At 68.4% G+C, this 20,560-nt stretch carries 21 protein-coding genes; 9 read left to right on the top strand and 12 right to left on the bottom strand.

From position 1 onward, the window contains the following. Nucleotides 1–44: 44 nt before the first annotated feature. Entirely contained in the window at nucleotides 45–1,274 is a 1,230-nt protein-coding gene (locus N1032_RS06485) for a DUF6745 domain-containing protein (protein WP_259538200.1), read from the bottom strand. 87 nt (nucleotides 1,275–1,361) lie between these two features. Between N1032_RS06485 and N1032_RS06480 the strand changes: the two genes are divergently transcribed. From N1032_RS06480 to N1032_RS06465, 4 genes are all read left to right on the top strand, one after another. After that, nucleotides 1,362–1,940, top strand: coding sequence for a GNAT family N-acetyltransferase (locus tag N1032_RS06480; RefSeq protein ID WP_259538199.1), 579 nt, complete (start codon nucleotides 1,362–1,364; stop codon nucleotides 1,938–1,940). A 155-nt stretch (nucleotides 1,941–2,095) separates the two neighbouring features. Next, a complete protein-coding gene (locus N1032_RS06475; RefSeq protein ID WP_259538198.1) occupies nucleotides 2,096–3,841 on the top strand; it encodes an AMP-binding protein in 1,746 nt (581 codons plus the stop codon). Beyond that, a complete protein-coding gene (locus tag N1032_RS06470) occupies nucleotides 3,838–5,103 on the top strand; it encodes a wax ester/triacylglycerol synthase family O-acyltransferase (RefSeq protein ID WP_259538197.1) in 1,266 nt (421 codons plus the stop codon). The genes N1032_RS06475 and N1032_RS06470 overlap by 4 nt, the downstream gene beginning before the upstream one ends. Nucleotides 5,104–5,132: 29 nt before the next feature. Further along, on the top strand, nucleotides 5,133–5,612 hold the full coding sequence (locus N1032_RS06465) for a tautomerase family protein (RefSeq protein WP_259538196.1): 480 nt from the start codon (nucleotides 5,133–5,135) through the stop codon (nucleotides 5,610–5,612). A 19-nt stretch (nucleotides 5,613–5,631) separates the two neighbouring features. Here N1032_RS06465 and N1032_RS06460 read toward each other — a convergent pair whose 3' ends face one another. The 4 genes from N1032_RS06460 to N1032_RS06445 are packed head-to-tail and all read right to left on the bottom strand — an operon-like array spanning nucleotide 5,632 to nucleotide 10,088. Further along, nucleotides 5,632–6,864 (bottom strand): ABC transporter permease, encoded by a 1,233-nt coding sequence (locus N1032_RS06460; RefSeq protein WP_259538195.1) that lies wholly within the window; start codon nucleotides 6,862–6,864, stop codon nucleotides 5,632–5,634. An 8-nt stretch (nucleotides 6,865–6,872) separates the two neighbouring features. Then, on the bottom strand, nucleotides 6,873–7,544 hold the full coding sequence (locus N1032_RS06455; RefSeq protein ID WP_259538194.1) for an ABC transporter ATP-binding protein: 672 nt from the start codon (nucleotides 7,542–7,544) through the stop codon (nucleotides 6,873–6,875). Beyond that, nucleotides 7,541–9,106: an efflux RND transporter periplasmic adaptor subunit gene (locus N1032_RS06450; protein ID WP_259538193.1), complete on the bottom strand. Its 1,566-nt coding sequence runs from the start codon at nucleotides 9,104–9,106 to the stop codon at nucleotides 7,541–7,543. Before N1032_RS06450 ends, N1032_RS06455 begins: the two co-directional genes overlap by 4 nt. Continuing rightward, complete coding sequence (locus N1032_RS06445) at nucleotides 9,075–10,088, bottom strand: hypothetical protein (protein WP_259538192.1); 1,014 nt, start codon at nucleotides 10,086–10,088, stop codon at nucleotides 9,075–9,077. Before N1032_RS06445 ends, N1032_RS06450 begins: the two co-directional genes overlap by 32 nt. Before the next feature lie 179 nt (nucleotides 10,089–10,267). On the opposite strand from N1032_RS06445, the gene N1032_RS06440 reads away from it, so the two are divergent. Further along, the gene (locus N1032_RS06440; protein WP_259538191.1) at nucleotides 10,268–10,873 is read left to right on the top strand and encodes an HdeD family acid-resistance protein; all 606 of its coding nucleotides are present in this window, start codon (nucleotides 10,268–10,270) and stop codon (nucleotides 10,871–10,873) included. Between the two features lie 41 nt (nucleotides 10,874–10,914). Here the strand turns inward: N1032_RS06440 and N1032_RS06435 are convergent, their stop codons facing one another. Together N1032_RS06435 and N1032_RS06430 are read right to left on the bottom strand one after the other, a co-directional pair. Next, nucleotides 10,915–11,391 carry an NUDIX hydrolase gene (locus N1032_RS06435; protein WP_310795927.1) on the bottom strand — a complete coding sequence of 159 codons (477 nt, stop codon included), beginning with the start codon at nucleotides 11,389–11,391 and terminating at the stop codon, nucleotides 10,915–10,917. 7 nt (nucleotides 11,392–11,398) lie between these two features. Further along, nucleotides 11,399–12,169 (bottom strand): SDR family oxidoreductase, encoded by a 771-nt coding sequence (locus N1032_RS06430; protein WP_259538190.1) that lies wholly within the window; start codon nucleotides 12,167–12,169, stop codon nucleotides 11,399–11,401. A 122-nt stretch (nucleotides 12,170–12,291) separates the two neighbouring features. Between N1032_RS06430 and N1032_RS06425 the strand changes: the two genes are divergently transcribed. From N1032_RS06425 to N1032_RS06410, 4 genes are all read left to right on the top strand, one after another. Beyond that, complete coding sequence (locus tag N1032_RS06425) at nucleotides 12,292–12,780, top strand: NfeD family protein (protein WP_259538189.1); 489 nt, start codon at nucleotides 12,292–12,294, stop codon at nucleotides 12,778–12,780. Further along, a complete protein-coding gene (locus N1032_RS06420) occupies nucleotides 12,777–13,745 on the top strand; it encodes an SPFH domain-containing protein (protein WP_259538188.1) in 969 nt (322 codons plus the stop codon). The genes N1032_RS06425 and N1032_RS06420 overlap by 4 nt, the downstream gene beginning before the upstream one ends. Next, nucleotides 13,723–14,505, top strand: coding sequence for a glycerophosphodiester phosphodiesterase (locus N1032_RS06415; RefSeq protein ID WP_259538187.1), 783 nt, complete (start codon nucleotides 13,723–13,725; stop codon nucleotides 14,503–14,505). The genes N1032_RS06420 and N1032_RS06415 overlap by 23 nt, the downstream gene beginning before the upstream one ends. A 116-nt stretch (nucleotides 14,506–14,621) precedes the next feature. Next, nucleotides 14,622–14,987, top strand: coding sequence for an RNA polymerase-binding protein RbpA (locus tag N1032_RS06410; protein WP_259538186.1), 366 nt, complete (start codon nucleotides 14,622–14,624; stop codon nucleotides 14,985–14,987). A gap of 13 nt (nucleotides 14,988–15,000) precedes the next feature. Here N1032_RS06410 and lnt read toward each other — a convergent pair whose 3' ends face one another. From lnt to N1032_RS06385, 5 genes are read right to left on the bottom strand one after another with little or no spacing between them, the layout of a single operon-like run. After that, entirely contained in the window at nucleotides 15,001–16,635 is a 1,635-nt protein-coding gene (gene lnt / locus N1032_RS06405) for an apolipoprotein N-acyltransferase (protein ID WP_259538185.1), read from the bottom strand. A gap of 4 nt (nucleotides 16,636–16,639) precedes the next feature. Further along, nucleotides 16,640–19,129 carry a DEAD/DEAH box helicase gene (locus N1032_RS06400; protein ID WP_259538184.1) on the bottom strand — a complete coding sequence of 830 codons (2,490 nt, stop codon included), beginning with the start codon at nucleotides 19,127–19,129 and terminating at the stop codon, nucleotides 16,640–16,642. Next, nucleotides 19,129–19,881, bottom strand: coding sequence for a twin-arginine translocase subunit TatC (gene tatC, locus N1032_RS06395; RefSeq protein ID WP_259538661.1), 753 nt, complete (start codon nucleotides 19,879–19,881; stop codon nucleotides 19,129–19,131). Before tatC ends, N1032_RS06400 begins: the two co-directional genes overlap by 1 nt. Nucleotides 19,882–19,928: 47 nt before the next feature. Next, nucleotides 19,929–20,210 (bottom strand): Sec-independent protein translocase subunit TatA, encoded by a 282-nt coding sequence (gene tatA / locus N1032_RS06390; RefSeq protein WP_259538183.1) that lies wholly within the window; start codon nucleotides 20,208–20,210, stop codon nucleotides 19,929–19,931. Continuing rightward, nucleotides 20,200–20,553: a hypothetical protein gene (locus N1032_RS06385; protein WP_259538182.1), complete on the bottom strand. Its 354-nt coding sequence runs from the start codon at nucleotides 20,551–20,553 to the stop codon at nucleotides 20,200–20,202. The genes tatA and N1032_RS06385 overlap by 11 nt, the downstream gene beginning before the upstream one ends. Between the last annotated feature and the right edge of the window lie 7 nt (nucleotides 20,554–20,560).

Below are 20,560 nucleotides of genomic sequence, written 5' to 3'. Positions count from 1 at the left end.
CGCGATGAATTGCTATTGACATAATGTGCATTATCAGCGTGAGATCAGTCATCGGGAGTGGGATCGAGTTCGGCTGGATCTGAGGCCGCTGGCGCCGGATCGTGGTGGTGCCCGCGGACGATCCGAGCGCAGCCAGGACGTGTGTCGTCGGGCCCGGCTGCTCTGTGGGTGCCGAGAAGCAATCGCACGTGTTCGTCGAACAACATGTCGAGATCTTCGGGCAGTTCGTAGAGTTCGAGCGTCTGCTGCGCATCGCCCGGGTCGTGCACCGGATGCCCCAGTGGCTTCATCCCCGAAGCCGCGACGTAACGGTGCCAGCCGAGCCGCTCGATCGCTGCCAGCCGAACTCGTGCATCGGACTCGGCGAGGATGCGCTCCACGGTGGGGTCGGTAATCACCCATTCCGGCACGGTCACGCCGTGCCACGAATGGAAACCCCAGCCATCCGGCCACTCGACAGCCACGCTGTCGGCGCAATGCAACCGGCCGACGTCATCCCGGCGGAGCGTGCGAGGCCGTTCACACAGCACGGCGCAGTCATCGAACACCCACCACCAATGGCAGCTCTTCGCCACCGCAGCGATTCCTTGCCATGGCTCGAGACCCATCGCACCCCAGCTGATCATCGCGTCGCACCAGGATGACCACGCCACCGATTCTGAGGATTCGTTGAGTCCTCGCCGCCAGTCCTCGAGCTGATCGTGCAGGCTCCCCTGCTCGATTCCTATGCCGGGGGCGCCGACGAGGTGCGAGATTCGGCGCGATGTCCGTCTCCAGAGGTCCTGTTGAAGGTGGTCGCGCCGCTGATGCCAGACCTCGTTCCAGATCGCCTTCCCCACCTGGCTCCGTACCTTCTCGCCCACCGGGTCGCCGACGAGAGCCTGCACCCGCTCCACCACCAGGTCGCCCATCGGCCGTCGTTCGGGACCCGATGCATGACCGAGAACTCTGCCGTGAATTTGGCGCAAGCGCTCGAACCACACGTCCTGACGAACCGGCGCCGACGCCATCCCGATCCCCCGCAGAATCGCCTGCGCGAAGACACCGGCCAGCGGCGAGCCGACCCAGACGATCGTCGGCGGCGGCACGAGGCCCGCAGCCTCGTAGGCTTGCGCGACGCCCCGTTCGGCCGTCGCGCGATCCGCGGGCTCGGTCGACAGCCCGACGGCAACCCATTCGCCGACGACGCGCTCCACCAGCGCAACGCCCTCCACCAGCTCAGCACCATCGAACAGCTCAGCACCATCGAACAGCTCGTCGTCGTGCGCCGGCATCCCACTCCCCTACGACCCCGGCCCCGACCCCGGCCAGCATGAGTAATGCTCACTATAATATGAACGTCACCCCATTACAACCGCTGCGTGCACGACAGTCCGACCCCACTTCTCCACACCCTCGACGCGCAGCTCGCCAATTGCGTCGACTTCATCGCCTCGATTTACCCGGGCATCAGCGATGCACCCCTCGACGTGCCCTGGAGCTGGTGGGTCGGCCCCGACAGCGCGAGCACCACGAAACAGCAGCTCGAAACCCTGGGATTCGAGCCCGACAGACTCCTCCCCCACATGGCGATGGAGACGAGCGTCGACGTCGATCGCCGCAACCCGCTGCCCCGCATCGAGCGCATCACCGACGAGGGACTCCGTGATTTCGTCACCGTGTGGGCGCCCGCGAGCGGCGTGCCGACCGAGTTGTTCGAGCCGATCACCGAGATCGAATCCCACCGCGACGGGTTCGGCACGTCGTACGTCTGTCTCGGCGCCTTCCTCGGCGACGAACTCGTGGGCAGCGCCGTGGTGTTATTCGCGCACGGCGTCGCCGGCATCTACGTGGTGAGCACCCGGTCCGACCACCGCCGTCAGGGCCTCGGCCACGACATCACGGCCGCCGCCGTGCGGCTCGCCCACGAGCTACCAGCGTTTCACGTTCCCCGCGCCTAGCCGACCGCAGCCCGGGGCCAGCTCAGCGTTACGTTCCGGTGACTTAATCGACGGTTTGTGGACTCCGTCCACTTTCAGCCGCTAGGGTCAGGGGTCATTGCATGCCCGTATGCACTCCCACGACCCTGTCACCCACCCGGCCCAAGGAGCACAGCATGAACGACGACATCTCCACCGTCATCGACGGCCTCCGCGCCACCGCGCGCGAGTTCGGCAACGATCACGGAATCCTCTATTACAGCGCCCCCGACGAGACCAGCTACCGCGGCTACCGTGACCTCGATGAGAACGCCCGGCGCATCTCCCATTCCCTCACCAAGCACGGACTCGTGCCCGGTTCCACCGTCGTCATCGGCCTGAGCGATGCTCTGCAGGTGGCGGATGCCGCATTCGGCGCCATGTACACGGGCATCGCCTTCGTGCCGGCCCCCGTTGCCGGCTTCGGCGCCGGCGCACAGCTCGGCCACTCGGTGACCGGGCTCGTGAAGGCCTCGGAAGCCTCGGCCGTGCTGGTCGACGCGGCCGTGCTGGAACGGCTCGGCGCGTCGAAAGACAGCCTCGGCGCATCCGTTCTCGTGCTCGAAGACCTGCTCGCCGAGGGCGACCCGGATGCCTGGACCGAGCCCGCGATCGACGGCGACACCATCGCCTACCTCATGTTCACGTCGGGGTCGACCGGCGACCCCAAGGGCGTGATCTGCACCCACCGCGGCGTCATCGAGACCGCCTGGGCCACCGAGCAGCTGTTCAGCAACAACAGCGACGCCACGGTCGTCGGCTGGGCGCCCATGCACCACGTGATGGGGCTCGGCCTGCAGGCCATCTTCCCCGCGATCACCGGCGCGAAGGTGGTGGTGTGCTCCACGGCACTCTTCCAGAAGCGCCCCATCTTCTGGCTGCAGCTGATCAGCCGCCACCGCGGCACGATGAGCGCGGCCGGCAACTTCGCGTTCGACCTCGTCACCCAGCTCGCGACCGACGAGCAGATCGCCGATCTCGACCTGTCGAGCCTGGTCAGCCTGCTGTCGGGCAGCGAGCCCGTTCGGCCGGCATCCGTTCACGCCTTCCTCGCCCGCTTCGCCTCGACCGGCGTGACCGCCTCGATGATCGCACCCGCGATGGGCATGACCGAGGCCATGCTCATCGCCTGCAAGTTCCCGGGCGAGCAACTGACGATCCGGCGTTTCGACAAGACCGAGCTCGAACGAGGACACCTCGAACCCGCGGGGCCGGATGCCGACCCGCGGGCGAGTGTGGAATACGTCTCGTGCGGGCGATGGACCGACCGCACCTCGCTCGTGATCGTCGATCCCGACACCCTGCAGCCCGTCGCCGACGGCCAGGTGGGAGAGATCTGGATCGACTCGCCCATGGTCTCGCCCGGCTACTTCCGCCGCCCCGACGCGACGGCCGAGACCTTCGGGCGCAGCATCGAGGGTTCCGACCGTAGCTACATGCGCACCGGCGACCTCGCCGCCGTGCTCGACGGTCAGCTCTATGTGACCGGCCGTCTCAAGGAGATGCTCATCCTGCGCGGCCGCAACGTCTACCCGCAAGACATCGAGGCCGCCGCCCGCCTCATCTCCCCCGCGGTCGGCATCGGCGCCGTGTTCGAGTTGCACGGGCATCCGTCGGCCATCGGCATCGCGTTCGAGTACTCCGAGGATGCTCTGGCCGAGTCGGGCGAGACCCTGCCGTCGCTGGCGGCGAAGGTGCACGACGCGCTCGTGACCGGGCACTCCCTGCCGTCGCTCGCGGTCGGGATCGTGTCGGAGGGATCGCTGCCGCGCACCCCGACCGGCAAGGTGCGGCGCCAGCCGACCCGGCAGCAGCTCGAGGCCGGCTCGCTCGCGGCCGTGCACTCCAGCGGATTCGCTCCCGGAGCCGTCACGACGTCGTGAGTGCCCAGCCGCATGCCGAGTTCATGCAGATCTGGGAGGAGGGCTATGTCTCCAACCACATCTCGTTCGCCAACATGCAGAGCCCGGCCCTGTTCGTGCTCGAGGGCGCGCCCATGCTCGGTCCCGACGGGCGCCTCGACCGCCCGGCCATCAGGGCCTACGTGAACGCGGCTTTCGCGAGCAATCCCGCGTTCCGCGTGCGACTGCTGCGCCCGTTCCTCGGGCTGACCCCGCCCGCGTGGGTGCCCGACGACGATTTCGAGCTCGATCGGCACATCGTCTTCGACGACGACGAGGTCGACCTGGCCGGTGACGACCTCCGGCGGCTGGGCGGCGCCTACGACGGAACGATGTCGCTGCGGCATCCGCTCTGGCGATTGCGGTTCACCCGTCTGCGCGACGGCGACGTGGCGATGGGCCTGGTGGTGCATCACGCGAGCCTCGACGGCATGTCGGGCATGAAGCTCTTCCGCGGCATCTGCCAGAAGTCGTGGGACGCCCCGCCGCCGCCCGTCCGCGACCCGTTCGCCGGCGTGCGCGCGCCCGCGCGGTGGGAGCTGCCGGGGCTGGCCGTGCGGCAGTGGCGCGCTCGGGTGCCGGGTAGGCGAGCCGCCTGGAAGGACTTCCGTGCCAAGCCGTTCCGCCGTCGCGTGCGGCGCGTGGCGGCTCGCCTGCTGTTGCCGCTGCGCTACGGTGCGGGCGGAGCGGAGGCACGCGAACGGATGCTGCCTCCCATCCACTCCGCCTACCGCCGACTCGACGCGGCTCAGGTGGGCCGCCGGGCCCGCGAACTGGGCGGCACCGTGAGCGACCTGCAGGTGGCGTCGATCATCGGCGCCTGGCCGGGGTCGGAGCGTGTCGTGCGCCTGCGCTTCCCGGTGTCGTTCCACTCGCCGGACGCGCCCGAGGTGCGCAACCACGTGCGCGACATGGAGGTCACGGGTGACGCCGACGCCCCCCTCACGTCGACCATGCGCTCGGTGCACGATCAAGTGGCCGACCGCGCGGCCTTCTTCGCCGGCCGGAACGTGCCCGGCTTTCCGATCGGCTACAGCACGCTGCTGCCCTGGGTCTCGCGGCCGCAGTTCTTCTGTGGGGCCGAGGTGAAGGCGATGATCCCGTTCCCGGCGAGCCTCGGCCGCGACCAGCTCGCCGCGGCGGGCGTGATGTACAACGGGTCGCTCTTCGTGGGCGCGAACATGCCGGCCAGCCGCGACGTCGACGCGACAGTGGAGCGAATCGCGTCTCTGATGGGCGGGTAGCGCTCAGGCTCGCGGCTGCGCTAGCGTTTATGACAGTCGTCATAATCGTGACGTCGTCGCCCGACTGGAAGAGCTCCCCCATGCCCATGATCGACATCTTCGCGACCGCCGGAACCTTCGCCGATCCCCATCGCCTGGCTCAGGATGCCGCGGCCACCGTGATGGCCGTCGAACAGGTTCCCGACATCCCGATGTTCCACAAGAACACGGCCGGGTTCGTGCACGAGCTGCCGGCAGGTGCAGTCTCGAACGTCGACGGCGACGGCGACTACGTGCGGGTGCAGGTGCTCACCAACGCCGGCGCCCTCGACCGCGACAAGCAGCTCGAGGTGGTGCGCCGTCTCGCCGACCTGGTGGCCGAAGCCGCCGGAGACCCGTCGCTCGTCGACCGCACCTGGGTGCTGCTCACCGAGGCGGTGCCGGGCGGCTGGGGTCTCTGGGGCCACGCCAACACCAACGACGAGATCGTCGCGGCCGCCCGCGCCGAGATCGGGCGGCTGCAGGGCTGACGCGCCGACGCACGAGGGGTCAGCTGCCCGGAGTCGCTCTGAGGGCCTCGGTCGGTTCGATCAACGCGGCTCGCGCGGCCGGGTAGGCACCCGCCACCAACCCGATGGCACCGCCGAGCACCGCACTGCCGAGGGTCAGCGCGAGGTCGAGCACCGGCGTCCAGCCCCGGGAGGCAGCGACGGCCACCACCGCGAACACGCCCACGGCCGCGCCGATAATGCCACCGAGCAAGCCCACGACGAGCGATTCCAGCACGAATTGGGCGGCGATCTGACGCCGGGTGGCTCCTAGGGCGCGACGCAAGCCGATCTCGCCCTGTCGTTCCGAGACGCTCAACAACGTCACGTTGGCGATGCCGAATCCGCCGGCGAGAAGCGTGATCACACCGATCGCGAGAAAGACGAGGGCCAGGTCGTCTTGCACCTCGCCCGGCACGTCACCGGCAGCCGACGCCGCAGCCACCACGAAGGTGTCGGGATGACTCGAGTCCAACGCAATCGGAGCCTGATGGGCGACGAGTGAAGACGCACCCATCGAGATGCGCACCGCCAGCACGTCGGCCGTCACCGAGCCGAAGTCCTGACGTGCGGTGGTGAGGGGAACGATGGCCGCCGAGAGCAGGCGGCTCTGCGTCGCGGTGCGGTCCAGAATGCCGATCACGGTGTAGGCGTGGGTTCCGATGAAGACCGAGGGTTGCGTGGTGACACTGTGGATGCCCAGTCTCTGCGCCGCCTCGGCACCCAGCAGCACCACCCTGTCGGCTCGAGCCTCATGTCCGGAGTCGAACGCACGGCCCTGGGAGACATGTGCCCCGACGGCCCCTACGAGATCACCATCGGCCGCCAGCAGGCTGGGCGACGTCACCTCGGGCTGCGAGGGATCGTGCACGGGCACCGCAGTGATCGACGCGGTGCCGAGAGCCACCTCACCGATCAGGGTGGCCGCCTCGGCTCCGGCCAACTCGGCGACGCGCGCGGCGGCATCCGGCGGGAAGGACGACGCCGGGTGGTCGGCGCCATCGGCGCCCCTCGAGCGCTGAGGAGCGATTTCGAGGTGCGTCGCGGCGACGGTGTCGAAGTGCGAGGCGACCTGACCGCCGGCGGTCTGCCCCAGGCCGATGGTCAGCACGAGAGCCGCGACGCCCACCACCGTTCCGAGCACGGTGAGCATCAATCGTGCCGGTCGGCCGCCGATGCCGTCGAGTGATTCGACGATCAGATCGCGCAGGTCGAAGTGCGCCGGTAGACTCATCCGCCTTCTCATCGTGCGAACTCGGTCAGGCGTCCGTCGGAGATGCCGACCCTTCGTCGAGCGCGCTCGGCGATCGCGATGTCGTGAGTGATGACCACGAGCGTCAGGCCATCCGCGTTGAGTTCGTCGAACAGCTGCATGACGCTCTCGGCGTTCGCCTGATCGAGGTTGCCCGTGGGCTCGTCGGCCAGCAGCAGTCTCGGGCCGGTGCAGACGGCCCTCGCGATCGCCACTCGCTGTCGCTCCCCGCCCGACAAGGTGCCGGGGTGGAAGTCGGTGCGGTGGGTGAGCCCGACCCGATCCAGCGCTTCCGTGGCGCGATCGATTCGCTCCGCCCGTGGAACCCGGCCATAGACGAAGGCGAGCATGACGTTCTGCAGCACCGTTCGACCCGGGAGCAGGTGGAACGACTGAAAGACGAAGCCGATGCTCGCTCCCCGAAGCGCCGAGCGTCTGCGGTCGTCGAGACCGGATGTCGCGACGCCGTCGAACAGGTACTCCCCCGAGGTCGGCCGGTCGAGCAGACCCAAGATGTTGAGCATCGTCGATTTGCCCGCCCCAGACGGGCCGGTGATCGCGAGATAGTCTCCTGCGGCGAGATCGAGATCGACCTCGTTCAGTGCTCGCACCGTCGTTCCGCGGCGGAACTCCCGCCCGACCTGCCGCAGCTCGACGATCACCGGCCCACCACCACCTTGGCACCCGCCCGAACCCGTGGGTCATCCGACTTCACCTCCACGAAGCCCCCGGCTGACAGACCCGCCGTCACCGTCACGAGTGAGGTGCCGGTCGTGGTGTCCGAGTCAGTGGCGTCCGCGCGGCGGGCGGCACCGTCGTCCGGCACGATCTCGATGCGGGACTCCCCGCCTGGGCCCGCCGTCAGGGCGGCGATCGGTACCGACAGAACGGCACCGGAGGTCGATTGCACGGGGATGCTCACCTTCACGTTGCTGCCTTTCAGACTCTCGACGGCGGCGTCGTCGAGACTCTGAGGTTTCAGCCGCACCTCGAAGTGCTTCTGCGGGTCCGAGCCGGCTGGCGCATCGCTCGGGTCGGACTTCTTCGCCGTGATCGACGCCACCGTCGCCGTGTAGGTGCCGCCTCCGCTCGACGTGAAAGTCGCCGGCATTCCCTCCGTCAGAAGCGCCGCGTCGGCTTCCGACGCCGTTCCGGCGAGGATCAGGTCGGCGCCCGAAACCGACATCGCCGCGCCCTGGGGCACCACACCCCGCTCGGCTGCGACCGAGTCGACGCGTCGAGGCAGCGAGGAAAGATAGACGACCTCGCCGGCCGGTAGCACCGTCAAGGCATCGTTCTGCGCGCGGGTCAAGGCATCTTCGGCGTCGGTCAGCTGCGCCTCAGCCGAATCGAGGCCGGCTCGCTCTTCGGGCGCAGGGCCAGGCGCCAGCACCTCGTCGCGTCGCGCCACCGCCAGGTTCAGCTCGTCGCGGCACCTCTCGATCTGGGCCGGATCTGCGGCGGCACTCGCGAGGTCGAGTTGGCGCTGCGCCTCGCGCACGGCGTTGTCGGCCTCCACCTGCTCGGCCTCGGTGGGCGGAGCTTCGGCGGCGCCGAGCGCCGACGTCGCCTGATCGACCGAGAGCTGAGCGCTCCGCACGGCCTTCCGGGCCGAGTCGAGCCGCTCCTCGGCGTCGGGCGAGGCTGCGGGCGACGGATAGCCGGCTGCTCGATAGAGTGCGTCGAGAGCCGCTGCCGTTGCGGCGTCGAAGACGTCGGAGGAGGTGTCGCCGACGTCGATCGCCAACGATGCGAGTGCTGCTTTCAGCTGGAGCACATCGGGCCCGGAGAGCCCCACGTGCAGGCTGCGGTAGGCCGGAAGATCCCCCGGTAGCACGATCAACGGCCGGCCGGCGACCTCGAGCGCCACCGATCCGGCGGTCAGCATCGTGCCGACCTCCGGCAGGTGACCTGTGACGACAGCGGGCCCCGCGAGACCTGTGCTGTCGACCTTGACATCGACGGCGTCGGCGTAGACGACGTCAGCGCGCGTCGTGACGGTGTTCTCGATCACCCGTTCTTCGATCGGAGCCGTGACCGGGCCCGCCGACGGAGGTTTCGCCCGCGCGGCCAACTCTGCGGGCGACACGACGAACCGGCTCAGCACGATGCCGCAGAGGAGGGATGCCACCGCGATCCCGGCGACCAGCGCGACCAATCGAGGTCCGCGCCACCACCGACCCGGCGATCGATCACCGCGCGCCGTATTTCGCGACGAGCGCATCGAGTTGCTCCTTGTTCTCGTCAACGAATGCCTGCTCGATCGTGGTCTGCGCGTCGTCGAGCGCGGCCTGGTAGCCGGTGTCGCGCACGCAGTCGTAGTCGGCGCTCGCGGTCGCGATCTCCTCGCTCTGCAACTTCTTCAGCGCCGACGGATCAGGGCGCACCCGCTCGCCGGTCGATGATCCGTCCGGCGAAGCGGTGAGCGAATCGAGCAGTTCGTTGAAACGTGCTTGAGGGTCGTCGATGTGCTCCAGGCCGGGGAATCCTGCCCGAGCCAGGCAGTCCGACCAGTCCTTCTCCTTCTCGCGCACGTCAGGAGCGGCTCGCACCTTCTCGTACAGCGCACTCATCGCGTCGACCATTGACGCGAATGCCGGGTCGGACGACGGGTCGGTTTCGGCGGTGACGTCGTGCTGGGCCGCACCGAAGCATCCGGCCGTCGTCCAGTCGTAGGGCGTCGCCTCGATGGTGCCTCCGGACGGATCGTCGGTCGGGGAGACCACTGACGCCGCTCCCCACAATGCGGCGTCGTATGCCGACCGCTCCCCATCGCTCAGGGAATCGACGTAGGCCTGGTTAGGGTCGACGACCGACGCCTCGTGGTCTGCCGTGCCGAAAGGATCCGTTGACACACCGTAGCCATAGGTCTTCGCGAACTCCTCGCTGCCTGGTGCTGCGTCGAGAGATTCCGAGTCGACGGTGAACACGCCGGAGTTGGTGTCAGGCTGATAGTCGAACCCCTGCTCTTTCATGCACACGGCGACCGCATCCTGAACGGCGGCGTTCTGTCGTTGCTGCGTCTCGTCGTCGATCGCGGGATAGAGGGCGGCGTAATAGGGCGACAGTGGGGTGGTGCGCTCGGCCGAGTCGGTGGCGGATGTTGATCCGGGTGAGGTGGAACAGCCGCTCAGCAACGCGAGTGCGATGAGCCCGAGGGCGATCGCGGTCGGCCGCGACGACGATGGTGTCGACGGAGTTGTCATGGTGTCTTTCTGCCCGCACCCCCGAAGGTGACGATTATTCGACTGTGAGAATAGGTCACCGGCCTGGGTCTCTCCATCGGGCGCAACATGCTCTCGGGCAACTCCCATGAAACGCGCCGCAGCCGCTAGATTGTTCGAGACAAGAACGGCGCCGTGAGGCGCGAGCGAGGGGGAACACCATGACCACCACCACACCGAATCCCGCGGGCTTCTGGCTCTTCGACGGCGACATCACCGCCACGGCCACCCGGTGGCTGAAAGGCGGCCTCTGGATCCGGGCCATCCTCTCGATCGTGCTCGGCATCGTGATCCTGGTGCTCGCGTTCAACAACCCCGACGCCATCGTCTACACGATCGCCTGGCTGTTCGCGATCTACTTCTGGATCGTCGGCCTCGTGCGGATCGTCTCGGGCATCGTGAACAACTCGGTCACCGGCGGCATCCGGGCCCTCAACATCATCCTCGGCGTGCTGCTGATCGTCGCCGGCGTGGTGGCCATCCGCAACCCGGTCGTGTCGCTCATCGCACTCGCGCTCGTGATCGGGTTCTCGTGGATCATCGAGGGCGTCATCGCCGTCATGGAGACCGCGAAAGACTCCTCGAAGTGGTTCGGCACCATCCTCGGCGTGGTGTCGGTGGTCGCCGGCATCGTCGTGATCTTCCTGCCGCTCGAGTCGATCGGCATCCTGATCCTGTTCGCCGGCATCATCCTCATCGTGACCGGTGTGTTCTCGGGCATCACGGCGCTCATGCTCGGCCGGGCGCCCAAGACCGCGAAGGTCTGATCGATCCCGCGCTACACGCCCTCGAGCGCTGACGCCCCGCGCTAGCGTTCGAGGGCGCTTCGCAGCACGACGCGCAGATCGGCCGGCTCGACCGGGTCGGCCGTCTCGTCGAGGTCGGCGAGGGTGAACCAGCGCCACTGCTCGACGTCGACCCGCTCGTCGTCCGTCCAGTTCGTGTCGACCGGCTCGAACGGCGCCGTGCGGTGCAGGTACCACTCCTCGTGATAGTCGCGCAGCACTCCGGGAGCCGGCTCGGCCACGAAATCGCGGCTCCAGAACGGTTCGCCCAGGTCGCTGACCACGAGCCCGGTCTCTTCGAAGAGCTCGCGCACGGCCGCCTCGTGGTGCGACTCCCCCGGCTCCACGTGCCCACCGGGGGTGAGCCAGCGGGTCGGGTGGGTCGCGACATCCGCTCGCGTGAAGAACAACAGGGTGCGATCAGCCCGATCGAGCAGCAGCACGCGGGACTTCAGGATGACGGCGCCCGCCGGCGTGGCGGAATCCGCTTCTCCGCTCACGAGCGGGTCACTCCTCGCTCTGGTCGAAGCCCGAGACGTCGCCGACGTAGCGCGTGTGGTTCGCCGGAACCTCGTCGACGGCCGCCGCGGCCACCTCGGCCGCGAACTCGCTGACGTTGTAGAGCCGGCCGGCCGCCTCTTTGCGGGCGCCGATCGCGCCGGGGTTGGCGCGTTCGAGCAGCGTCGCGGTGATGGTGCCCTCGATCATGTCGCCCGAGACGACGACGAAGCCGACTCCGGCGGCGTCGAGCGCGGGGATCATGGCACGCAGAGCGTCTTCGCCCGCCCGCTTGCTGAGCGCGACGGCCTCGTACTCGGGCATCGTCTCAGTGGTGCGGATGAAGTGGGCCTGGTGGCTGGTCACGAACACCACGCGCGAACCGGGGCCGAGAAGAGGCAGCGCGGCGGTCAGCAGGTTCACCTGCGCGTCGCGATTGAGGGTCATGGCGTAGTCCTCGGCCATGCCGCTCTCCATGCCGCCCGAGGCGTTCATCACGAGGATGTCGAGGCCGCCCAGCTCGGCGTTGATCTGATCGAACATCGCCGCGACCGACGCGGGGTCGGTGAGATCGGCGCCGGCGACGAGTGCGCTGCCGCCCTTGGCCCGGATGCTGTCGGCGAGCTTGGCGGCGCGGGCCTCCTTGTTGCGGTAGTTGATGACGACGGATGCACCGGCGTCGGCGAGGTACTGCACGGTGTCCGCTCCGATACCGCGGGACGAGCCCGTGACGAGGGCCCGCTTTCCTGCGAGCGAACCGGGGGCGAGTGGATTGGACACAGAGAACTCCTCGTAGATCGAACGACGATCAGAGACTACCAAGTAGCCGATACTCCAGCCGGTCACCCCCGGAATGCTGATAGCGTCGAAGACAGCCGATCGACGCCGAGAGGAGACCGCACATGCTCGAATTCCTCGACTCCTACGCCTGGATCTTCTGGCTGGGGCTGATCCTCATCTTCATCGTGGTCGAGATGCTCACGCTCGAGTTCACGTTCCTGATGATCGCGATCGGCAGCCTCGGCGGCCTCATCGCCGGCGTGTTCGGAGCGCCCTGGTACATCCAGATCGTCGTCGCCGCCGTGGTGTCGCTGCTGTTGCTGCTCACCCTGCGACCCCCGCTGCTGCGCCTTCTGAAACGCGGCGGCGACCCGGCGAGGAGCAACGTCGACGCACTGCTCGGTCTCGAGGGCGTGGTGGTCGACGAGGTGACCCCGACCCGTGGTCAGGTCAAGCTCGCCAACGGCGACCTGTGGACCGCCCGGGTCTCGCCGCTCACCGAGCACCGCGAGCTCACGCGCGGCGAACACGTTCTCGTCACCGCGATCGACGGCGCCACCGCCGTGGTCGTGCCGTCGGAGAGAACAGAACGAAAGGAACCGTCTCTGTGAACGACCTCGTCGGGCAGATCATCACGATCGTCGTCATCGTCATCATCATCATCTTCGTGCTGGTGGTGGTGGCCCGGGCGGTGCGCATCATCCCGCAGGCACGGGCCGGTGTGGTCGAACGCCTCGGCCGCTATCACAAGACGCTCATGCCGGGCCTCAACATCCTGGTGCCCTTCATCGACCGGCTGCGGCCCCTCATCGATCTGCGCGAACAGGTGGTGTCGTTCCCGCCTCAGCCCGTCATCACCGAAGACAACCTGGTGGTGTCGATCGACACGGTCGTGTTCTTCCAGGTGACGGATGCGCGGGCCGCGACCTACGAGATCGCCAACTACCTCGGCGCGGTCGAGCAGCTCGCCACCACCACCCTCCGCAACGTGGTCGGCGGCCTGAACCTCGAAGAGGCCCTCACCAGCCGCGACGAGATCAACGGGCAGCTGCGCATCGTGCTCGACGAAGCCACCGGCAAATGGGGCATCCGCGTCTCGCGCGTCGAGCTCAAGGCCATCGACCCGCCCGTCTCGATCCAGGACTCGATGGAGAAGCAGATGCGCGCCGAGCGTGAGCGCCGCGCCGTCATCCTCACCGCCGAGGGCACCAAGCAGTCCGCCATTCTCGAGGCCGAGGGTCACCGGCAGGGCGAGATCCTGCGCGCCGAGGGCGACGCGAAAGCCGCAGTGTTGAGGGCCCAGGGTGAAGCCGAGGCCATCACGACGGTGTTCGGCGCCATCCATCGCGGCGAGCCCGACAACCTGCTGCTCGCCTATCAATACCTGCAGACCCTGCCGAAGATCGCCGAGGGCAGCGCCAACAAGCTCTGGGTCATCCCGAGCGAGCTGACCGAGGCGCTGAAGGGCATCGGGCAGGCGTTCGCCCCGGGAGGCGCGCCGAGCACCCACGGCACGTCCGCAGGCACCACCCCCGGCACGTCCGCAGGCACGGATGCCGCCCCGAAGGCCCCGTAGCCCCGGCGAACCCGGCTACTTCGCCACCCCGCTCCCCCGGGTGCTCGCGCACCGCGGGCTCGCTCTCGGCGTGCCCGAGAACACCCTGGCCTCGTTCGAGAAGGCGGCCGCGGCCGGCGTCGACTACATCGAGACCGACGTCAACGCCTCCGCCGACGGCGTGGCCATCGCGAGCCACGACCCCACCCTCGAACGACTGGTCGGCCGCCCCGAGCGCATCGCCGACCTCACCCTCGCCGAACTGGTCGAGATCGACCTCGGCGGCGGCGTGACCTTCGTCACCCTCGCCGACGTGCTCGCGGCGCATCCGGGCATCCGCTTCAACATCGACATCAAGGCCGAGGATGTCGCCGGCCCCGCCGCCCAGGCCATCATCGACGCCGGTGCCACCGACCGGGTGCTGATCACGTCGTTCTCGAGCCGCCGCCGGCGCGCCACGGTCGATCGGCTACCGGGCGTCGCGGCGTCGGCGTCGGCGGCCGAGTTCGTTCCCGCCCTGATCTTCGCGAAGCTCGGCCTCGCGCCCGCGGTGCGTTTTGTGTTGCGCCGCGTCGACGCCGTGCAGATCCCGCTCACGATCTTCGGGTTGCACACCACCACCCCGCGCATGGTGCGGCGACTGCACGCCGCCGGAGTCGAGGTGCACGTCTGGACGATCAACGACGTCGAGGTCGCACGCGCCCTGCTCGACCGCGGCGTCGACGGCATCGTGACCGACCGCGCCGACCTCATGCTGCCCCTCGCCGCCGGCTACCGATGAGCGCCGCCGGGCACGACCGATTTCGCTGAGAGAGTACTGGCAAAAGGGCCGCACGGAAAGGAATCACTCAGCCCAGCGGTTTATACCTGTGAAGCAACGCGAGAGGAGACCACACAATGGCAGATCGCAGTTTGCGCGGAATGCGTCTGGGCGCACAAAGCCTTCAGAGCGAAGAGGGCGTGGTATTTTCGCCCCGTACGACCTACACGTACCGCTGCGCGACTTGTGGCCGCGACACCGAAATGGTGTTCTCGGCCGAGGCGGAGGCGCCTGAGACCTGGGAATGCAAGTACTGCAGTCACGAGGCGACCCTGATGGTCGGTTCGGAGCCCGTCACGGTCGATCACGCCGACGCGAAGACGCCGCGCAGTCACTGGGACATGTTGCTCGAGCGCCGCACGCGCGCCGAGCTCGAAGAGCTGCTCGAAGAGCGCCTGACCTACCTGCGCTCCCGCAGAGGAACACAGAAGATCGGAGCCTGAGGCTCGATCACCGTCAAGAACGTCGCCTGGCCGTCTTCGGCCGGAGCGGCGTTCTCGTGGTTAATGCCACCAGCAGCCCGACGATGCCGAACCCGGCCACCAGCCACTCGACCTGAAAGCCCACGATCGACGCCGGGGTGGGCACGGTCGCGAGCGGAACGTCGGCCACCATCGTTCCCGCCTCGTAGGCCGGTATGCCGGTGATGGTGTGCCCGTCGGGCGCGATGATCTGGCTGGTGCCGACGGTCGACACGTTCACGACGCTGCGGCCGAACTCGATCGCGCGCAGCCGCGCGATGGCGAGTTGCTGCAGGTTCTCGTCGGTCTGGCCGAAGTCGGCGTTGTTGGTCTGGGCGAGCACGACCTCGGCTCCCTCGGCCGACATCGCCCGCATCACGGCGTCGTCGGTGATGTCGAAGCAGATCGAGATGCCCGCGATCAGGCCGTTGATGTCGTAGGTGAGGTCGGTGCTGCCGAACTCGTAGTCGCGGGTGACCAGGTCGACCAGGTCGGGCGCGAGCGCGTGGAAGAAGTCGCGGTTCGGCATCCACTCGGCGAACGGCACCGGATGCCGCTTGTCGTAGTAGTCGACCACGCCTCCGTTCTCCCACAGCAGCGACGTGTTGTAGACCTTGTCGCCGCGCTGCTGGATGGTGCCGACGACGAGCGGCACGTCGCCCAGGTGGGTGCTCACGGCATCCAGCGTCTGGGCGGCGACGTTGTAGAGGGTCGGGTCGAGATCGGAGCCGTTCTCGGGCCAGACCACCACGTCGAGCGGCTGGCCTTCGAGCTCGAGCGACGCCGACGCGTGGTCGCTCAGGATGTCGCCGGGCTGGTGCACCGCGAACAGGCCGGCGTTCGAGTTGCCCTGCACGCCCGCGATGCGGGACGTTCCGGATGTCGGGGCCGGCCACGCGGGCACGGCCAGCGTCGCCGCGATCGCGATCGCACCGATGAGCACCCGGCTCGACGTGCGGAGATCCCATTCCCGGGCGAGCTGCAGCACGAACGCCACGAGCCACACCAGCACGAAGCTGAGCCCGGCCATTCCGAGCCACGCCACGATGTCGGCGAACGGGCTCTGCGACTGCGACATCGCGACCCGGCCCCACGAGAATCCGCCGTAGGGAGCGATCGAGTTGAGCCCCTCGCGCAGCACCCAGAGACCCGACACGACGAGTGGCACGATGCCGAGGCGCCCCCAGCGGCTCGGCCAGACCCGCTCGGCGCGACGGTAGACGAGCGCGATCAGGATGGCGCCGAGACCGAAGTAGACGGCCTCGAAGCCGCTCAGGCCGAGCCACGGCACCGGTCCGAGGTAGAGGGTCAGCCACGAGATGTGCACGCCCCAGAACGTGCCGCCTGCCACGATCCCGATCAGGAAGGCGCTGCCCCAGCCCCGACCCACGAGCGCGGCGAGCACGATGCCGGTGCCGACGAGGGTGAGCGGCCACCAGCCCTTGTCCGGAAATCCGGCGTCGAGCGCGATGCCCGCGCCGACCGCGGCGACGAGCGCGAGCCAGAGCGGCATCAGGGGCCGGCCGAAACGAGACGGCGGGTCGAGCAGCCGTGACGGCACGAAGGTCTCCCCCGCGGTCGGCGTTCTCGTGGGCACCGGGCGGGCCGGCACGGTCGTGCTCGTGGTCATCGGGTCACGCCACCGAGGAGTAGGCGACGATGCCGCGGCGCACCACGTCGATGGCGGCACGCGCGGTCGAGGCGACCCGGGCATCCGATGTTCCCTGCAACTGGTCGAGCAGGTCGATGGTCTGCTTCGACCAGCGCACGAAATCGCCGGCGGCCATGTCGGCCTCGTTGAGCACGTCGTCGAGCGAGCCGCCGCGCGCCCACTTGTGCATGGCGGTCGAGAGCCCCGTGGCCACCGGGTTGCTGCCCGGCAGGCGGTGGTCGCGCTCGATGTCGTCGATCTGCGCCCAGAGGGTCTGCGTCTTGTCGAGCGCCACTCGGAACGCACCGCGCGGCAGGAACCGCTCCGCCGCCTCGCTCTCGTCGCGACGGGGCTCGTAGACGAGCGCGCAGGCGATGGCCGCGAGCGACGCGGGGTCGAGATCGTGCCACACCTGGCGCCGGATGCACTCGGCGACGAGGAGGTCGCGTTCACCGTAGATGCGCTTCAGCGTGTGCCCGTGGCTGGTGAGCACGGTCGCGCCGTGCTCGTCGGTCGCGAGGTAGCCGAGGCCGAGCAGCACGTCGGTGACGCGGTCGAAGACCTTGGCGATCACGTTGGTGCGGGTCTGGATCTGCTGCGTCAGCTTGTCGGTGTCGCGCTTGAGCGTGAACCAGCGCTCGGCCCAGCGGGCGTGCGACTCCCGGTCTTTGCAGCCGTGCACCGGATGCGAGCGGAGTTGTTTGCGCAGCGACGCGATGTGCCGTTGCCGCTTGTCGCGATCGCCGCGCGACAGCGTGTCGGCCTTCCCGGCGCCCGAGCGCGCGAGGTCGGTGAGTTCGCGACGGATCTTCGCGTATTCGCGGAAGTCGCCGAGGTGGCAGGTCATCGCCTTCTCGAAGCCGGCGAGCGATTCCTGCTGCTGGCGCACCTTGCGGGCGAGGTCGACCATGGCGCGGTCGGCCTGGAACTGCGCGAACGACGACTCGAGGATCTCGCGGGTGCGCGGCCGGCCGAACTGGTCGATGAGATTCACGGCCATGTTGTAGGTGGGCCGGAAGCTCGAGTTGAGCGGATAGGTGCGGCGGGAGGCCAGCGAGGCGACCTCCTGCGGGTCGAGCCCCTCGCGCCACTGGATGACGGAGTGCCCCTCCACGTCGATGCCGCGGCGCCCGGCGCGCCCGGTGAGCTGGGTGTACTCCCCCGCCGTGATGGGCACGCGGGCCTCGCCGTTGAACTTCTCGAGCTTCTCGAGCACCACGGTGCGGGCCGGCATGTTGATGCCGAGTGCCAGGGTCTCGGTGGCGAACACCACCTTGACGAGCTTCTTCTGGTAGAGCTCCTCCACCACTTCTTTGAAGGCGGGCAGCATGCCGGCGTGGTGGGCGGCCACGCCGCGCTGCAGGCCCTCGGTCCACTCCCAGTAGCCGAGCACCGCGAGGTCTTCGTCGAGCAGGGTGCGGCAGCGCTCGTCGACGATGCGCCGGATCTCGTCGCGTTCCTCCGCCGTGGTGAGGCGCACACCGGCGCGCAGCACCTGCTTCACGGCCTGGTCGCAGCCGATGCGGCTGAACACGAAGAAGATCGCGGGCAGCAGCCGGTGCTCGTCGAGCAGGCGCACCACATCGGGGCGGTCCATCCGTTCGAAGCCCTGGCCGTGCGGGCGATACCCGCCGCGTCCGCGGCCTCCTCCGCCACCGCGCCGGCCACCGCCGCCGCGCCCGCCGAGGCGGTCGACCGAGGCGAGTGACGCCCCGCCCCGCACCAGCTGCGCGAGCTCGGGGTTGACGCGGTTGGTCGCCGCGCGCCCGGTCGAGTCGAAGAGGTCGATGAGCTTCGTCTTGACCAGGGCGTGCTGGTCGAGCGGCACCGGGCGCTCCTCCGAGACGATCACCTCGGTGTCGCCCCGCACGGCCTGCAGCCAATCGCCGAACTCCTCCGCGTTCGACACCGTCGCGCTGAGCGACACGAGCTTCACCGACTGCGGAAGGTGGATGATCACTTCTTCCCAGACCGCACCGCGGAACCGGTCGGCAAGGTAGTGCACCTCGTCCATCACCACGAACTTGAGGTTCTTCAGCAGGTTCGAGTCGGCGTAGAGCATGTTGCGCAGCACCTCGGTGGTCATCACCACGATGCGGGCGTCGGCGTTGATGTTGGTGTCGCCGGTCAAGAGGCCCACCTCGTCGGGGCCGTATTCGGTGACGAACTCCTGGAACTTCTGGTTCGACAGCGCCTTCATGGGCGCGGTGTAGAACAGCTTGTCGCGCACCGACTGCATGGCGAGGTGGGCGGCGAACTCCGCCACCACGGTCTTGCCCGCCCCGGTGGGCGCGGCGACGAGCACGCTGCGGCCGTCTTCGAGCGCCTCGGCGGCTTCGATCTGGAACGGGTCGAGGTCGAAACCGAGTCCGCTGCGAAAGTTCATGACCTGCGGATGTCCCGCCCGCTTGCGACTCGCGGCGAATCGTTCTGCGGGACTCAGCACGCCACTGGCCTCTCCTGCCGGCGCCATCAGACGGCCAGCTCCACGTCGAGTTGCTGCTGGGTGCGGCGCGCCCGGCGGTCGTGCAGCCAGGCGATTCCGGCAGCCGTGAAGTACAACAGCACCATCGGGATGGCGAGCAGGAACATCGACATCACATCCGCGGCGGGTGTGGCGATCGCCGTGAACAGGGTGATCGCGAGGATGGCGATGCGCCACGACTTCAGGATCGCCACGGCACTCAGCACCCCGGCGAAGTTGAGCAGCACGAGGAAGACGGGAAGCACGAAGGCGATGCCGATGGCCAGCACGAGTTTGAGCACGAAGTCGAAATACGACCGGGCCGTCAAGAGCGCCGTCGTGCCCTCGGGCGCGAAGCCCGTGAGCAGCGTCACCATGTGCGGCAGCACGAACCAGCCGGCGGCGCAGCCGGCGAGGAAGAGCGGCACGGCCGCGGCCACGAACCCCACGGCGTAGCGCTTCTCGTGCTTCTTGAGCCCGGGCATCACGAACGCCCAGAGCTGATAGAGCCAGACCGGCGACGACACCACCACGCCGACGGTGAAGGCGATCTGGATGCGCAGGTCGAACGCGCTCGAGACGTCGGTGAAGTTGAGGCTCGCGTCGCGGCCCTGTTCGGCGGCCAGCTCGGAGATGGGCCGGATGAGGGCCGAGAGCACGTAGTCCGACACGATGTAGCCGGCGACCATGCCCAGAACAATCGCGAGGGCGGCGATGAACAGCCGCTTCCGGAGTTCGATCAGATGGGAGCCGAGCGACATCCGACCGTCACGGGAGCGCTGCCGCGTTGACTTGGCGGCCACGGAACCTACGACTTCGGTTCGGTCTTCGTCTCCGGCAGCGTCGCGGCAGAAGGAACGGAGTCAGTGGTGGTCGCGCCCGGAAGGGGCTCCGCCTGGGTCGAGACGACGGTGGGCTCAGCCGGCTTGTCGGCGGCGTTCTCTTCTTTCATCGCCTTGGTCTCGTTGCGGAAGATGCGCATCGACTGGCCGAGGCTCTTCGACAGTGCAGGCAGACGGGTCGCCCCGAACAACAGCAGGATGACGACGAGGATGATGACCAGGTGCCACCCGTTGAGGTTACCGAGCATTGGTCCACTTCCTTAGAGTCGGAATCGTTTCGGGCTTGATGAGGAGTTTACCCCGTCTGATGCGCGCTTCCCTGCGTGCCTGCTTCAATTCCGCTCGCCGCTGATTGTGCAGCTCGCGCCGGCGCGCGACCTCTTCGTAGCCGAGTTCGATCGCCCGATCGGGGTGGTCGACGGCCAGTTCCTCGGCGTTCTCGGTGAGCTGCGCCACCTGGTCCGTGAGCTTCTCGAGCTCACGCAGCGTGGCGCGCACCTTGCCGAACAACCGGTAGCCCAGCAGCGCGAGCATGGCGAACAGCCCCAGCACCAGAACGGTCCAGATGATCAGCCACGCCCACCACGCCATGGCCCCA

This window comes from Herbiconiux daphne, assembly GCF_024979295.1.
In the GTDB taxonomy this organism is placed as follows: domain Bacteria; phylum Actinomycetota; class Actinomycetes; order Actinomycetales; family Microbacteriaceae; genus Herbiconiux; species Herbiconiux daphnes.
The sequence above is the reverse complement of the archived record's forward strand: the minus strand, read 5'-3'. Positions and strand labels throughout refer to the sequence as shown.

Excerpts from the sequence above, each read along its gene's own strand:
- N1032_RS06485 (WP_259538200.1), bottom strand. The coding sequence starts at position 1,274 with ATGCCGGCGCACGACGACGAGCTGTTCGATGGTGCTGAGCTGTTCGAT.
- N1032_RS06475 (WP_259538198.1), top strand. The coding sequence starts at position 2,096 with ATGAACGACGACATCTCCACCGTCATCGACGGCCTCCGCGCCACCGCG.
- N1032_RS06465 (WP_259538196.1), top strand. The coding sequence starts at position 5,133 with ATGACAGTCGTCATAATCGTGACGTCGTCGCCCGACTGGAAGAGCTCC.
- N1032_RS06460 (WP_259538195.1), bottom strand. The coding sequence starts at position 6,864 with ATGAGTCTACCGGCGCACTTCGACCTGCGCGATCTGATCGTCGAATCA.
- N1032_RS06450 (WP_259538193.1), bottom strand. The coding sequence starts at position 9,106 with ATGCGCTCGTCGCGAAATACGGCGCGCGGTGATCGATCGCCGGGTCGG.
- N1032_RS06445 (WP_259538192.1), bottom strand. The coding sequence starts at position 10,088 with ATGACAACTCCGTCGACACCATCGTCGTCGCGGCCGACCGCGATCGCC.
- N1032_RS06440 (WP_259538191.1), top strand. The coding sequence starts at position 10,268 with ATGACCACCACCACACCGAATCCCGCGGGCTTCTGGCTCTTCGACGGC.
- N1032_RS06425 (WP_259538189.1), top strand. The coding sequence starts at position 12,292 with ATGCTCGAATTCCTCGACTCCTACGCCTGGATCTTCTGGCTGGGGCTG.
- N1032_RS06415 (WP_259538187.1), top strand. The coding sequence starts at position 13,723 with ATGCCGCCCCGAAGGCCCCGTAGCCCCGGCGAACCCGGCTACTTCGCC.
- N1032_RS06410 (WP_259538186.1), top strand. The coding sequence starts at position 14,622 with ATGGCAGATCGCAGTTTGCGCGGAATGCGTCTGGGCGCACAAAGCCTT.
- lnt (WP_259538185.1), bottom strand. The coding sequence starts at position 16,635 with ATGACCACGAGCACGACCGTGCCGGCCCGCCCGGTGCCCACGAGAACG.
- N1032_RS06400 (WP_259538184.1), bottom strand. The coding sequence starts at position 19,129 with ATGGCGCCGGCAGGAGAGGCCAGTGGCGTGCTGAGTCCCGCAGAACGA.
- tatC (WP_259538661.1), bottom strand. The coding sequence starts at position 19,881 with ATGTCGCTCGGCTCCCATCTGATCGAACTCCGGAAGCGGCTGTTCATC.
- tatA (WP_259538183.1), bottom strand. The coding sequence starts at position 20,210 with ATGCTCGGTAACCTCAACGGGTGGCACCTGGTCATCATCCTCGTCGTC.
- N1032_RS06385 (WP_259538182.1), bottom strand. The coding sequence starts at position 20,553 with ATGGCGTGGTGGGCGTGGCTGATCATCTGGACCGTTCTGGTGCTGGGG.